This window comes from Dactylosporangium fulvum, assembly GCF_025137375.1.
GTDB classification, from domain to species: domain Bacteria; phylum Actinomycetota; class Actinomycetes; order Mycobacteriales; family Micromonosporaceae; genus Dactylosporangium; species Dactylosporangium fulvum.
On record NZ_CP073720.1, the window covers coordinates 4,429,229 to 4,442,469 of the forward strand.

At 69.3% G+C, this 13,241-nt stretch carries 11 protein-coding genes; 7 read left to right on the forward strand and 4 right to left on the reverse strand.

Annotation, left to right across the window (positions count from 1 at the left end; genetic code table 11):
* Nucleotides 1–9: 9 nt before the first annotated feature.
* The gene (locus tag Dfulv_RS20915) at nucleotides 10–1,275 is read right to left on the reverse strand and encodes a hypothetical protein (RefSeq protein ID WP_259865858.1); all 1,266 of its coding nucleotides are present in this window, start codon (nucleotides 1,273–1,275) and stop codon (nucleotides 10–12) included.
* 504 nt (nucleotides 1,276–1,779) lie between these two features.
* Between Dfulv_RS20915 and Dfulv_RS20920 the strand changes: the two genes are divergently transcribed.
* Together Dfulv_RS20920 and Dfulv_RS20925 are read left to right on the forward strand one after the other, a co-directional pair.
* Nucleotides 1,780–1,923: a hypothetical protein gene (locus tag Dfulv_RS20920; RefSeq protein ID WP_259865860.1), complete on the forward strand. Its 144-nt coding sequence runs from the start codon at nucleotides 1,780–1,782 to the stop codon at nucleotides 1,921–1,923.
* Nucleotides 1,924–2,120: 197 nt separating this feature from the next.
* Nucleotides 2,121–3,350: a metal-dependent hydrolase family protein gene (locus Dfulv_RS20925; RefSeq protein WP_259865862.1), complete on the forward strand. Its 1,230-nt coding sequence runs from the start codon at nucleotides 2,121–2,123 to the stop codon at nucleotides 3,348–3,350.
* Between the two features lie 801 nt (nucleotides 3,351–4,151).
* Here Dfulv_RS20925 and Dfulv_RS20930 read toward each other — a convergent pair.
* The 3 genes from Dfulv_RS20930 to Dfulv_RS20940 all read right to left on the reverse strand — a co-directional run bounded on the left by Dfulv_RS20930 (nucleotide 4,152) and on the right by Dfulv_RS20940 (nucleotide 8,818).
* Nucleotides 4,152–5,966, reverse strand: coding sequence for a GAF domain-containing sensor histidine kinase (locus Dfulv_RS20930; protein WP_259865864.1), 1,815 nt, complete (start codon nucleotides 5,964–5,966; stop codon nucleotides 4,152–4,154).
* A 182-nt stretch (nucleotides 5,967–6,148) separates the two neighbouring features.
* Complete coding sequence (gene pruA / locus Dfulv_RS20935; protein WP_259865866.1) at nucleotides 6,149–7,780, reverse strand: L-glutamate gamma-semialdehyde dehydrogenase; 1,632 nt, start codon at nucleotides 7,778–7,780, stop codon at nucleotides 6,149–6,151.
* Nucleotides 7,781–7,783: 3 nt separating this feature from the next.
* Complete coding sequence (locus Dfulv_RS20940) at nucleotides 7,784–8,818, reverse strand: Leu/Phe/Val dehydrogenase (RefSeq protein WP_259865868.1); 1,035 nt, start codon at nucleotides 8,816–8,818, stop codon at nucleotides 7,784–7,786.
* 264 nt (nucleotides 8,819–9,082) lie between these two features.
* Here Dfulv_RS20940 and Dfulv_RS20945 point away from each other — a divergent pair, with 264 nt between their 5' ends.
* From Dfulv_RS20945 to Dfulv_RS20965, 5 genes are all read left to right on the forward strand, one after another.
* Nucleotides 9,083–9,508, forward strand: a complete 426-nt coding sequence (locus Dfulv_RS20945) for a cupin domain-containing protein (RefSeq protein ID WP_259865870.1) — start codon at nucleotides 9,083–9,085, stop codon at nucleotides 9,506–9,508.
* Nucleotides 9,499–10,284: an SDR family NAD(P)-dependent oxidoreductase gene (locus Dfulv_RS20950; protein ID WP_259865872.1), complete on the forward strand. Its 786-nt coding sequence runs from the start codon at nucleotides 9,499–9,501 to the stop codon at nucleotides 10,282–10,284. Before Dfulv_RS20945 ends, Dfulv_RS20950 begins: the two co-directional genes overlap by 10 nt.
* A 190-nt stretch (nucleotides 10,285–10,474) precedes the next feature.
* On the forward strand, nucleotides 10,475–11,368 hold the full coding sequence (locus Dfulv_RS20955; protein WP_259865874.1) for a carbon-nitrogen hydrolase family protein: 894 nt from the start codon (nucleotides 10,475–10,477) through the stop codon (nucleotides 11,366–11,368).
* 8 nt (nucleotides 11,369–11,376) lie between these two features.
* Entirely contained in the window at nucleotides 11,377–12,294 is a 918-nt protein-coding gene (locus Dfulv_RS20960) for an ABC transporter permease (protein ID WP_259865876.1), read from the forward strand.
* On the forward strand, nucleotides 12,291–13,193 hold the full coding sequence (locus Dfulv_RS20965) for an ABC transporter permease (RefSeq protein WP_259865878.1): 903 nt from the start codon (nucleotides 12,291–12,293) through the stop codon (nucleotides 13,191–13,193). The genes Dfulv_RS20960 and Dfulv_RS20965 overlap by 4 nt, the downstream gene beginning before the upstream one ends.
* Nucleotides 13,194–13,241: the final 48 nt, after the last annotated feature.

A 13,241-nucleotide genomic window follows, 5' to 3' on the forward strand; every position in this document is an offset into this window, starting at 1 on the left:
GGCGAACGGTCAGGTTCGCCGGCGGTGGCGCCGGGCCAGCAGGAACCACGCAGCCCCGGCCGACGCGAGGATCAACGCCGTGGTCGCGAGCGAGCCGGCCTTCAGCCCTGATTTCGCCGGGTGGGGTTGCTGCTCGGTGACGGCGACGGGGTCGAGCGTCCGGGTGTCCTGTGGCGGCGTCGTCGATTCGGCCGCGACGGGGCTGCCCACGATGACGCTCGGCTGATCTGGCCGGGATTGCCCGCCGTTGCTCGTTCTCTCCGCGACGGTCGCGGTCCACGGTTTGTCTGAGGTGGCTTTCACCTGCAGGTAGCCGAGGGAGACATCGAGGATGACAAGCTTGCCGAGGCTGATCCGCAGCCGCAGGGTGGCCGCCTCGGCGCTCACCGCCGAGTCGGTGACGGCCCGTTCGAGTTCACCGACGGACACGTTCACCGACAACAGTGACGGGCCGGTCGTCCTGCCGCGCAGCGACGCGTTGACGTCGATGCCCGCGGAGAGCTTCTGGGCCGAGACCTCCGCCACCGGGAGGCCCGCCGCAGTGACCTGCAGGACCGCGGGTTGGTAGTCCACGAGCGACCCGGCCGCGGTACCGGCGGCGATCACACTCAGCTTCGGCGCGCTGACCACCTTCACGGACACCTCGGCCCTGGTGCCTTCGAACAGCGACACGCCCGCCAGGGACGGGCCCGCCCCCGCGGCGACACCGACATGCCCGTCCGGCAGCCGCACCAGTTGTGTGATCGCCTGCGCGGCGCCGAGCGTGTCGACCCGCAGCAGACTCGCCGATGTCGCGGATCCGTCCGCACGGGCCGCCGTAACGCGACCGCTGGAACCGGGCAGCAGCGTCACCGACCCGAGGTTGATCAGCGAGCGGGTGAGCGGGCCGGTCTGTCCACACCGGTAGCCCGGGTGCCACGAGGCGTCCGACATCAGTGTGCCGGCCTGGGCGTTCAGCAGGCCGGGCACATCGACGGCCGTCAGCTGCTTCTGCTGCGGGCCCGCCGCGCCGGACGGGGAGGCGATGCTGCGCGACGTCGCCACCTCGGCGGGGTCGAGGCCCAGCGCCTGCGCCTCGGCGAACTCGGCGTGCGCGACGCTGGTGTTCTGCGCGGCGCGGCTGTCCACGGTGCCGCCGGCCGACAGGAGCTTCAGGCCGAGCAGGGGTTGGTCTTGCAACACCGGCAGGTCCAGTACCCGTAGCCGCAGCATGTCCGTCTGAGCCGATGCGGTGAAGCCGTTCGTGCAGCTCGGCGCCGCCTGCGCGACTCCCACCGGCGTCACCACTACGCACAGCCCCGTCACGGCCGCTGCGGCGGCACCACTCAGGCGTCGGGTCGTGCATCCTGTCATGAAGTCCGGACCTCCATCAGCATTTGGTTCCGACACCCGGCCAACGACGTCGCCCGATGCAAGATGCTTGCTGTTATCGTCTCGTTACATTGACGGCGCTTCATCGGACAGGGGGTCCGGCGGGAGCTTGCCCGTGCCGGCCGCTCGCTACGCCGATCGTGTTGGCGTAGCGGTGTCGTCGGCCTGGCCGGGCCCGGCCGCCGGGCTGCGCGACTTCTTCGCGTGGGCGGCAGTGCGACAGGTGATCGGCACGGCGAACTCCGGAAAGGCCGATGCGCATCCGTAAGGACCATAGGCGCTTGAGCGTGCATTTGTAAATCGCCCGTCGGACTTGACTGGCAAGTGTCAGTGTGTTTTGGTCTGCATCAGTCGATTGACAGGCGATGGCTAGCAACTCCACTCGACTGCTCACCCAGGGAGGAAGCCATGAACGATGCGGCGACGCACTTTGCGACGAGCCCGGGCGGCATGTCGGTTGACGTTGGACGGCACGTCGACCGTGCGGCGTTCGACGCGGTGGAGATCCTGCCGGGCCTTCGGTTCCAGCCGCTCATCGGCACGCCCGAGTGACGTCGTGGTCGTTCCGCGAATACCCTCGACGTGCTGTGCGTACAAGCCGACTCCTGCACGCTTCCGCGCCAGGCACTTCGCGAGCGATGGGCCTTCTCGCAAGACCTCGGGTCCGAGGCTCCAGCCACTAGCAGGCTCGCCGACCGATCGCGACGAATGACCGTTTCAGCTTCCTACCAATCACCAGGGTGTACTCCATGCATACGACCATCTTTCGCAACGCCACGATCCTGGATCCTGTCGAGGGTCAGCTCATCCCAGACCGGACGGTAGTCGTCGAGGGTGGACGGATCATCGACATCGACTCGTCGCGGCCTTCGCCGCGCCACGACGCTCTGGTGATCGACGTGGCGGGTATGACGCTCATGCCCGGACTCATCGACTGCCACACCCACCCGGCCGTCGTGGACATGGACGTCACGGGGATGGCCGAGTGGCCGCCGACGTACGTAGCCGCCCGCGCGGCGCGGGCGCTGGACGGAATGCTGCGACGCGGCTTCACCACCATCCGCGACGTGGGTGGCGGCGATCTCGGCCTCGCGCGTGCCGTGGAAGAGGGCTACTTCCCCGGACCGCGGGTCTTCTACGGGGGCAAGCAGCTCACGCAGACGGGTGGGGCGGGCGACTGGCGATCGCCCTCCAGGCAGGTCTACGACAGCAACTACTACGCACCGGCGATCGGCGTCATCTGCGACGGGGTGAGCGAGGTCCGCCGTGCGGTCCGTGAGGAGGTGCGCCGAGGAGCACACCACATCAAGGCCTACCTCAGCGGTGCGGTCGACTCACCCTCCGACAGGGTCGACTCGACCCAGTTCTCCCTCGAGGAGCTGCGGGCGATGGTCGAGGAATGCGCCGCCGCGAACATCTATGTCGCCGGACATGCGTACACCTCCCGAGCCATCAACCGTGGACTCGAATGCGGCGTCAGGACCATTGAGCACGGCAACCTCATGGACGAGAGCAGCATCCCGTTGTTCCACCAGTACGATGCGTTCTACGTGCCCACGATCGTGACGTACCACGCTCTGGCACGCGCGGGGGAGAAGGGTCACCTGCACGGGGATGTCGGTGCGAAGCTCCTCGACGTGCTCGACCATGCCATCGGCGCGCTCGAGCTGGCACACCGTTCCGGTCTCAAGATCGCCTATGGCACGGATCTGTTTGCGGACATGCATGACCAGCAGCTCGAGGAGTTCGTGATCCGTTCCGAGGTTCAGCCCGCCGACGCGGTCATCCGTTCGGCGACCGTGGTCGGCGCGGAGGTGCTGGGGCGGGCCGGGGAGCTTGGGGTCGTGACAGTCGGCGCCTACGCGGATCTCCTGGTGGTCGACGGCGACCCGCTCACCGACATCCGCGTGCTGACCACGCCGGAGACGAACCTGAAGCTGGTCATGAAGCAGGGGCATATCTTCAAGAACGAGCTCTGAGCAAGGCCCTGACTCGGCGCGGCTCGGTTCCGGTCCAGCGGCACGGTGCTGTTCGTCGCTCGGTTTGCGATTCGCTGCCCGTCGCGGGCTTGTCGAGCTTCAAGTCGGCAGGTCTGCCTCATGGCCTGAGCGGCTCGCCCCAAGCCATCTGTGGGGCGCCGGCTCGGAGTGAGCCTGTTCCTTGAATTTCATGATCCGGAAGACTTTGCGCTGCTATTCGGCGTCAAGTCTTCCGGATCATGAAAAGTTGGGTTGCCGACGCTGTCCCAGCGAATTGCGCAACAGGCTCCCAGGGGTGCACCAAGTCTCCGTGATCATGAAACTGTGCTCGGTGTGATCGCGAACGCATCGCGATCATGAGCCACAAGCCGGCCGGGGCCCGCGCGGCAACGCCGCGCCTCCGCGATCACGAGTCCGGCCGGCGACAGGCGGGGCGCCGACCGTGATGGGAGTCCGGCGGTCCGACGACCGGATCCGCACAATGATCAATGATCGTTAGACGCTCGATTCTCACTCGCCAGATGCGCTGACAGCGTCGGCGCCACCCGTTGGACCGCGGGGCGATCCGCGAGACCGCCTCCTTCGTCAGCCGTCCCTCCGGACGCTGGCCGGCGGCCACGTGGATGGCCACCGTGTTGTGCGAACTGAAGGCGTGGATCGGACCGTAGTTCCGGTGGCCTGGGGGAGCCGCGTCTGCCGTTCCCGGGGTGACCGGCCGGGAACCGGAGGCCGGCGAACGCCGACTGCAGAGCGGCCACGGATCAGGTCGGTCGAGGCATTGCGCACTGCTGGTGTTCGCGTCTAATCGCTGTCGATCGGGATTTCGACCAAGAGTGCCGTTCCGTGGCCGGTCGGGCTGACGATGTCCAGGCGGCCGCCGAGCGTTGCGACGCGATCGCGGAGGCCGATGAGTCCTGAGCCGCTGTCGGTACTGGCGCCTCCGATGCCGTTGTCACGCACCGAGATCCGCAGGCAGGTGTCGCCGGCTTCGAGGTTGATGCGGACGAGGCTCGCGTTGGCGTGTTTGGCGGTGTTCGTGAGGGCTTCGGACACGACGTAGTAGGCGCCGACCTCGACCGGTTCGGGGAGTCGCCGGTCGACGGCCAGGGTGAGGTCGACGGGCGTGGGACTGCGGCGGGCAAGGGCCTTGACGGCTGGGCCGAGTCCGCCTTTGGAGAGGATGGCCGGGTGGATGCCGCGTGAGAGCTCTTGCAGGTCGTGAAGGACGCCGGTCAGGTCGTCCACCACCTGCGACAGGTCGTGGCGAACGGAGTCGAGGCCGGCGGGCAGTGCTTCCTCCACGACTCGCATCTGGAGGCCAAGTGCGACGAGACGTTGCTGTGCGCCGTCGTGCAGGTCACGTTCGATGCGGCGGCGGGCCTCATCGCTGGCGGCGACGATGCGGGCGCGGGACGCGGTGAGCTCGGCGTGGGTCTCGGCGTTGGCGATCGCGGTCGCGATGAGTTCGGTGAAGTCGGCCATGCGGGTTTCGGTGTTGGCCGGCAACGGCTCCGGCCTCGTCGTCACGACGACGGCCAAGCCCCAGATACGGCCCTCGACCACGAGCGGGACACCGACTCCTGAGCGGTAGCCTTCACGGCGGGCGATTTCGGCGTTGGGCCCTGTGGCGTGCTCGTACGAGGCTATCCGGGCCGCGGCGCCGGTCCGCAGCACGATCGGGAAGAGCGACTCGCCCTGGACCGGGAATGACTGCTCGGCCAGGTTCAGGTCCTTCGTGCCGGCCACTCTGGTGACGGTGCCGTTGAGCTCGTAGCGGTACAGCGCCGTGGAGTAGGGACCGAGGACACGGCCGATCTCCTCGGCCACGGCGTCGAACACTTCGGCCGGCGCGGCCCCGTGCGCGACCAGCGTCGCCACCCGGCGTAGCGCGGCCTGCTGTTCAGCGAGGAGCGTGGACTGCTCGCGGCTCGACTCGCGCTCCCGCGCGGCACAGAGCACAGCCGCGAGTGTGGGGACGATCCGTTCTCGTAGGCGTTGCAGGGTGGGTTCGGGCAGGTCGGCCGGGAGCAGCAGGGTGCCCAGGGCGGTCATCCCGGAGTACAGCGGGAAGGCGGCCCGGCGACCGTCGCTGGTGCGCATGTCGAGTTCGATCGCGGCCCAGGGGATCTGGAATGTTCGGGCGATTCGTTGTGCGGCGGTGTCCAGCGCGGGGTATAGGTCATCGGTGCCGAGGAGCACGTGGGCCAGGTCGGCACCGAGGTCGGCCTCCTGGCGTCGGTCGGATATCTCGGCGGCGTGTTTGCGGGCGAGGTTTGCCAGACCGCTGACCAGCACGGCGGCCACCAAGAAGACAGCCACGTCCTGCAGGTCCTCGCCGGCGGAGAAATCGAACGTGCCGAACGGCGGGACGTGGAAGTAGTTGTAAGCGACGGCGCTGGCCAGCGCCGTCAGCACGCCGAGCGCGGCACCGCACACGGCTGAGACGATCAGGACGCCAACGAGGTACACCACACCCCGGGAATCCTGATGAGCGGTGCCGTGCAGCGGGAACAGCGCGAGTGTCTCCGCCCCGATCAGCACTGCGGCGAACAGCAACCCGAGCGGCAACGGCAGCGGCTCCGTACGCGCCGAGAACGACAGCAGGCGTGCCCGCATCAGCGGCCGCCCCCTCCAGCATCTCGCCACACGCGCAGAGGCCGCAGGCAGAACACCTCGCAGTCAGCGAGGTGGCGCGGATCGCGCGACGACGCGTTCTCGAAATGGTTCCGTGATGCTCTACAGGCTACCCTTGCGCCGCACCGTCTCCTGTCCTGGCTTGAGCGAGCGCAATTGCTTCGTCACGCCTCCATGTGCGGGTATCCGTGCGTGACCGGCGGCACGAACGTCTCCTTGATCGACCGGGGCGAGACCCAGCGCCGCAGGTTGTGACCGGCGCCGGCCTTGTCGTTGGTGCCCGACATCCGGGAGCCGCCGAACGGTTGCTGTCCGACGACGGCGCCGGTCGGCTTGTCGTTGACGTAGAAGTTGCCGGCCGAGCGGCGTAGGCGGGCGGTGGCGGCCGCGATCACCCGGCGGTCCCGGGCGAAGACGGACCCGGTCAACGCGTAAGGCGTCGCCTCGTCCGCCTGGCGCAGCGCGCCCTCGAAGTCGTCGTCCGGGTAGACGTGGACGGCGAGGATCGGCCCGAAGTACTCGGTGCTGAAGATCTCGTCCCCGGGATCGGCGCAGCTGAGGATCGTCGGACGGATGAAGTAGCCATCGGCGTCGTCGTAGCTGCCGCCGGCGAGGATCTCGATTCCGTCGACCGCGCGGGCACGATCGAGCGCCGCTCGGTTGCGTGCGAACGACCGGTCGTCGATCACCGCCCCCAGGAAGTTGCCGAGATCGGTGACCGGGCCCATGGTGAGCGCCTCGGTGGCGCCGATCAGCTCGTCCTTGAGGCCGGCCCACAGGGACGCGGGAAGGTAGGCGCGTGAGGCCGCCGAGCACTTCTGCCCCTGGTAGTCGAACGCGCCACGCAGGAGCGCGGTGATCAGCGCCTGCGGGTCCGCGCTCGAGTGCGCGACGACGAAGTCCTTCCCGCCGGTCTCACCTACCAGCCGGGGGTAGGCACGGTAGCCGTCGAGGTTGGCCGCCACGCTCCGCCACAGGTGTTTGAAGGTCGCCGTGGACCCGGTGAAGTGGATGCCGGCGAGTCGCGGATCGGCCAGGACGACGGAAGACACCGCCGCGCCGGTGCCGGTGAGCAGGTTGATCACCCCAGGAGGCAGGCCGGCCTCCGCCAGCAGCCGCAGCGTGAGGCAGGCGGCGAGTGTCTGCGTCGGGGCCGGCTTCCAGACCACGGTGTTGCCCATCAGCGCCGGTGCGGTCGGCAGGTTGGCCGCGATCGCGGTGAAGTTGAAGGGCGTGACGGCGTAGACGAAGCCGTCGAGGGGGCGGTGGTCCAGCCGGTTCCACTCGCCCGGCTGGTGCGCGGCCGGCTGTTCGGCGAGCAGTTCCCGGGCGAAGTGGACGTTGAACCGCCAGAAGTCCGCCAGCTCGCAGGCGGCGTCGATCTCGGCCTGGACCGCGGTCTTCGACTGGCCGAGCATCGTCGCGGCGGTCAGCGTCGCTCGCCACGGCCCGGAGAGGAGGTCCGCGGCCTTCAGAAATACGGCCGCGCGGTCGTCGAAGGGCAGTGCCGACCACTCCTCGGCCGCGTCGGAGGCCGTCCGGACGGCCTCCGTGGCGTCGGTCTCGGTTGCCTCGCCGAGGACGCCGAGGACCTGCCGGTGGGCATCGGGCCGGGTGACCTCGAAGCGGGTGCCGGAGCCGAGGCGACTCACCCCGCCGATCGTGCAGGGCAGGTCCGCGGTTCCGCCCTGGAGATCGCGGAGCGCCACTTCGAGGGCGACCCGTTCCGGACTGCCGGGCCGGTACTGGCGGACAGTTTCGTTGCGCGGTGCCGGGGGTGCGGTGACGGCGTCCAACGGTCAGGATCCTTCCGTAACGGTGACGAGCTCACGGGCCTTGGTCAGCGCTGCCTGGAGCGGGGTGGTGCCGGCCGTCCTGCTCTGCTCGACGAGCTCGCCGACCCGGTCGCCGATGCGGACGATCGCCGCGGTCGTCCGGGCGTCGTCCCAGCCGGACCGCATCGCCTGCACGTGGATGACGCCGCCGCCGTTGGCGACGAAGTCCGGGACGTAGAGCACGCCGCGGGCGTGCAGTTCGTCGGCGCAGCCCTCGTCCTCGAGGGTGTCGTTCGCGCCGCCCGCGACCACCTTCGCCGGGAGGTCGGCAAGGTTCTCGTGGGTGATCACGCGCGCGGTGGCGCACGGTGCGAAGACGTCGCACGCGGTTGTGGTGACCTCGCCCGGTGCCACGGTCCCGGCGCCCAGCCGGCCGGCGACCTCCTCCGCGCGAGCCTGGTCCACGTCGCTGACGAGCACGTCGGCGCCGGCCTCGGTGAGCAGCTCGGCCAGGCGTGCGCCGACATGGCCCACGCCCTGCACCAGCACCCGGACCTCGCCGAGGCCGTCGGTGCCGAGGTGGTGCCGGGCGGCCGCGGCGATGGAGTGGAAGACGCCCAGCGCGGTCCAGGGGGACGGGTCGACGTCGGTGCAGGAGACCTCCGCCCCCGCGGAGCCGACCGTGCGCAGGTCGTGCGAGCTGGTGCCCATGTCAACGCCGGGGATGTAGGTGCCGCCGAGCCGGGCGACGAACTCCCCGAACCGGCGGAACAGCGCGTCCCGCCCGCGCGGCGGCGGGCCGTCCTGGACGACGACCGACTTCGCGCCGCCGAACGGAACGCCGGCTATCGCGTTCTTGAGTGTCATCGCAGCCGCGAGCCGCTGCGCCTCGACACCGGCCGACCACAGGTCCGCGTAGGGACGGTAGCGGATGCCGCCGAGTCCGGGCCCGAGCACGGTGTTGTCGATGGCGATGACCGCGCGGAGGCCGGTCGACTCGTCCTTGCAGGTCACCAGCTGCTCGCTGGTCTCCAGCATCAGGGGCGGTGGAAGGGTCACTGCGGATGTCCTTTCGAGAGGCGTGCGGGCGCGGTTCGGGCGCACATCGATGTCCCTCCCGTGCCGGTGCGCGGGAGGGGCGGTCGTGGTGTCGAGGGAATGTCGAACTTCGCGTCCGTAAGAACAGTAGAGTGAGATCAAAACGTCTGTAAACCCCAGACGCCTGTTGACTGGCGAACGTCAGTGTGTAAGCCTCTCCGGGCACTCAGTTGAAAGGTCCCACCAACTCCTCCCAGACTCAGATCACGAACCCAGGAGACACTCATGAATGACCCGGCGACCCACTTCGCTGTCGAGGCGATCGGCACTCCGACCGAGACGGGTCGATACGTCGACCGCACCGCGATCGACCCGGTGGAGATCCTCCCGGGGCTGTCGTTCCAGCCGATCCTGGGCTCGAACACGCTGCTGAACTTCGTGACCTACGCGCCGCACTCCGAGGCGCCCCTGCACACCCACGAGGAGGAGCAGATTGTGCTCGTGCTCGAGGGCGAGCTGCACTTCCAGCTGAACGGGCACACCCGGCTGATGCGCCCCGGCGACGTCGCCGTGGTGCCGTCCTGGGTGCCGCACGGCGCGCACACCCTGGACGTGCCATGCGTTCAGGTGGACTTCTTCAACCCCCCGCGGCAGACCCTGCTCTCGCAGGCCGACGCGGCGATCGCCGCCTCCTCCGAACTGTGCGGCTAGGACTCGAGGGGCGCCGGGCCCTGGTCACCGGCGCCACGAAGGGCATCGGCTTCGCGGTCGCCCAGGAACTGGTCCGCGAAGGCGTCGACGTCACCATCTGCGCTCGCACCGCGGCCGACCTCGATGCCGCGGCCGAACGCCTCGCGGCCGACGGCGGCGGGCGGGTGCACGCCCAGGCCTGCGACGTCACCGACGCGGAGCAGGTGCGCGCGCTGGTCGGCGCTGCGGTCGCCGCGCATGGCGGTCTGGACATCGTGGTGAACAACGCCGGCGGCGCCACCGCGGGGTCGTTCGAGGAGCTGTCCAACGAGGCATGGCAGCGCGACATCGAGATCAAGCTCTTCGCCCAGCTCAACGTCGTCCGGGAGGCGATACCGCACTTGAAGAAGTCGGTGGCGCCCAGGGTGGTGAACATCGGCGCCGTCTACGCGCGCAATCCCGATGCGTCGTTCTTCGCGAGCTCGGTGACCCGGGCGGCGTGTCACAACCTGACCAAGGTGCTGGCACAGGAGTACGGCCCGGCCGGGATCCTGGTCAATGCCGTGAACGTCGGCCTGATCGCCACCCCGCAGTGGGACTCCTTGTGGCAGCGCAAGGCGCCGGACCGGCCTCGCGACGAGTTCCTCGACCAGCTGGCGGCGACGGAGATCCCGCTGGGCCGGTTCGGCGACGTCACCGAGGTGTCCGGAGTGGTGGCCTTCCTGGCCAGCGACCGGGCCTCGTACATCACCGGGACCGCGATCGACGTCGCCGGCGGGCTCGGGCGGTCGGCGTGACACGGAGTCCCTGCCGCCGCCACGAGCACTGCGACGCGCTCGCCGCGTCGGATCACACATATCAGCAGACACGCCTGCCTGGGGCGCGCATACGACAGGAGCGAGATTCTCGATGAGCAAGGTGATCTGCGGCGTCTCCGGCGAGGTCGGCCGGATCGCCCCCGGAGGCAGCCCTGAGGGGAGCTGACCGATGACGGACACGGTCCTTGCCGTCGCCAACATGAAGGTGACGCGGAACAAGACGGCGAACCTGCGGCGCATCCTCGAACTGGTCGACGAGGCCGCCGCGCAGGACGCCGACGTCCTGGTCCTGCCCGAGATGTGCCTGCAGGGCTTCGCGGACTTCTCCTTCGGTCTCGGTGACGAGCGGATGGTGGCGCAGAAGCGGTACTACTTCCACGAGTCCGAGCCGATCCCCGGCCCCAGCACCCAGGCCGTGCAGGAGCGAGCGGCGCGGCACGGGATGGTCGTCCAGTTCGGGCTGGCCGAGAAGGCCCTGCACGGCAACCTGGTCTTCAACAGCACCGCGATCGTCGGCCCGGACGGCGTCATCGGGTCGTACCGGAAGGTGCACAACCCGGCCGAGGCGGTCTACTTCGGACCGGGCGAGCGTACCCCCGTCTTCGACCTCGGCTTCGCCACCGGGGCGAGCATGATCTGCTACGACCTCGCCTTCCCGGAGCTCGCCCGGGTCTTCGCGCTCCAGGGTGCGACGGTGCTGCTGATGTCCACCGCCTGGCCGATGCGCGGCTCGGACCGGTCGAACGACTACCACGGCATCAGCATGGACCTGGCCGCGAAGGCCAACGCCTTCTTCAACCAGTCCTGGCTGCTTGTCTCCAACCAGTGCCAGACCGAGGGCGATCTCCACTACTGGGGGCACAGCCAGATCGTCGATCCGTTCGGCATCGTGGTCGCGGAGCTGGCCGACGAGGAAGGTGTGGTCACCTGGTCCGCCGATCTGGGGGAAGAGATCCTGCGCGCGCGCACCGAGGGTTTCTTCGGCCTCAATCTCCTCCAGGACCGCCGTCCCCAGCACTACGGGCTGATCTCCGACCCACGCGAGTACCGGGCCTCCACATGATCGGCTACGTGACCCGTCGGCTCGGGGCGGTCGGCGGCCTCCTGGTGGGTGTCTCCGTCATCGTCTTCGCGATGATCCGCCTCATCCCCGGCGATCCGGCCCGGGTGCTGCTCGGCACCAGCGGCGGTGACGCGGAGATGCTGGCGAGCATCAGGGATGAGCTCGGCCTCGACGACTCGGTGCCGGTGCAGTACTTCCGGTGGCTCGGGCGAGTGCTCCACGGCGACTTCGGCCGGTCCTTCAGCCAGCAGAAGCCGGTCTCGGAGCTGATCGTCGCGAACGTGGTGCCGACGCTGCAGCTCACCGTGGTCGCGCTCGTGGTGGCCTTCGTCGGCGGCGTCGCCGTCGGGATGATCGCGGCGCTGAAGCGGGGCTCGGTCGCGGATACCGTGCTGATGGGGTCCTCGGTGCTGCTGCTCTCGATCCCCTCGTTCTGGCTCGGACTGCTGTTGCTGCTGCTCTTCGGCGTGCAGATCCCGATCTTCGACGTGCTCGGCGGCACCGGCCTGTCCGGGGCGATCCTCCCGGGGATCACGCTCGGGCTGGGCGGCGTGGGCTACATCGGCCGCTTCGTCCGGTCCAGCGTCATCGAGGCACACCGGCAGTCCTTCGTGGTGACGGCACGCGCGAAGGGGATCAGCGAGCGCCGGGTGCTGACGCGGCACACCGCCCGCAACGCGGTACTGCCGGTGCTGACCATCACCGGCCTCCAGGTCGGCAGCGTGCTCTCCGGCACGGTCATGGTGGAGATGATCTTCTCTCGGCCGGGACTCGGGCGACTGCTGGTCGACTCGATCCTCGCGCGCGACTACCTGACGGTCCAAGCCGTCGTCCTGCTGACCTGCCTGATGTACGCGCTGATCAACCTGGCCGTCGACCTGCTCTATCCGGTCCTCGACCCCCGAGTCCTGCGAGGCCGCGCATGAGCCCGCCCACGTCCGGTCCCGTCCAGCCCGACCTCGCCCAGGGCGCGCTGCTGCCGACCGCGAGCGCTCCGGCCCGGCTGCGGGCGATGCTCGCGCACCGGAGCCTGTCACTGGGCCTGCTCATCCTGGGCGTCGTGTTGCTGTTCATCGTGGTCGCGCCGGTGTTCGGCCTGGCCGACCCGAAGCTCAGCAATCCGGGCAGCACCTTCCAACCGCCCTCGACGGAGCACCTGTTCGGCACCGACTCCTTCGGGCGGGATCTGCTCTCCCGGGTGGTCTACGGCGGCCGCGCGACGGTCGGCGCGAGCCTGGTCATCGTGATCCTCGGCGGGATCGTCGGAACCGCGATGGGCCTGGTCGCCGGCCTGTACGGCGGCCCGGTCGGATTCGTGCTGATGCGGATCGTCGACCTGCTGCTCGCCTTCCCGGGGATCCTGCTCGCCCTGGCCGCGGGCGCGGTGCTCGGTCCGGGTCTGCGCAACGGAGTCCTGGCCGTCGCGCTGGTAGCGGTGCCCGCCTACGCCCGGATGGTCGAGGGCGCCACTGCCGAGATCCGGCAACGCGCCTACGTCGACGCCGCGGTCGTGCTCGGCGCGTCGAAGCTGCGGATCGCGTGGACCCACGTGCTCCCCAACATTCGCTCCGGAATCCTGGTGATGACCACCACCTGGACGGGCTTCGCGGCACTGTGGATCGCCGCGCTCGGCTACCTCGGCATGGGCGTCTCGCCGCCGAGCCCGGAGTGGGGTGTGCTGCTCAGCGGAGGCCAGGACTACATCGCCTTCGCGTGGTGGCTCACGGTGTTCCCCGGCGTCTTCCTGTCCGCCTACGTGGTCGCCGTCAATCTGGTCGGCGACGGTCTCCGCGACGCGCTCGATCCCGCCCTGTCTCGTCGCTGAGGCTCCGAGACCCCCGCCTCGGATGTGTTCGACCAACTCCCCTCAACT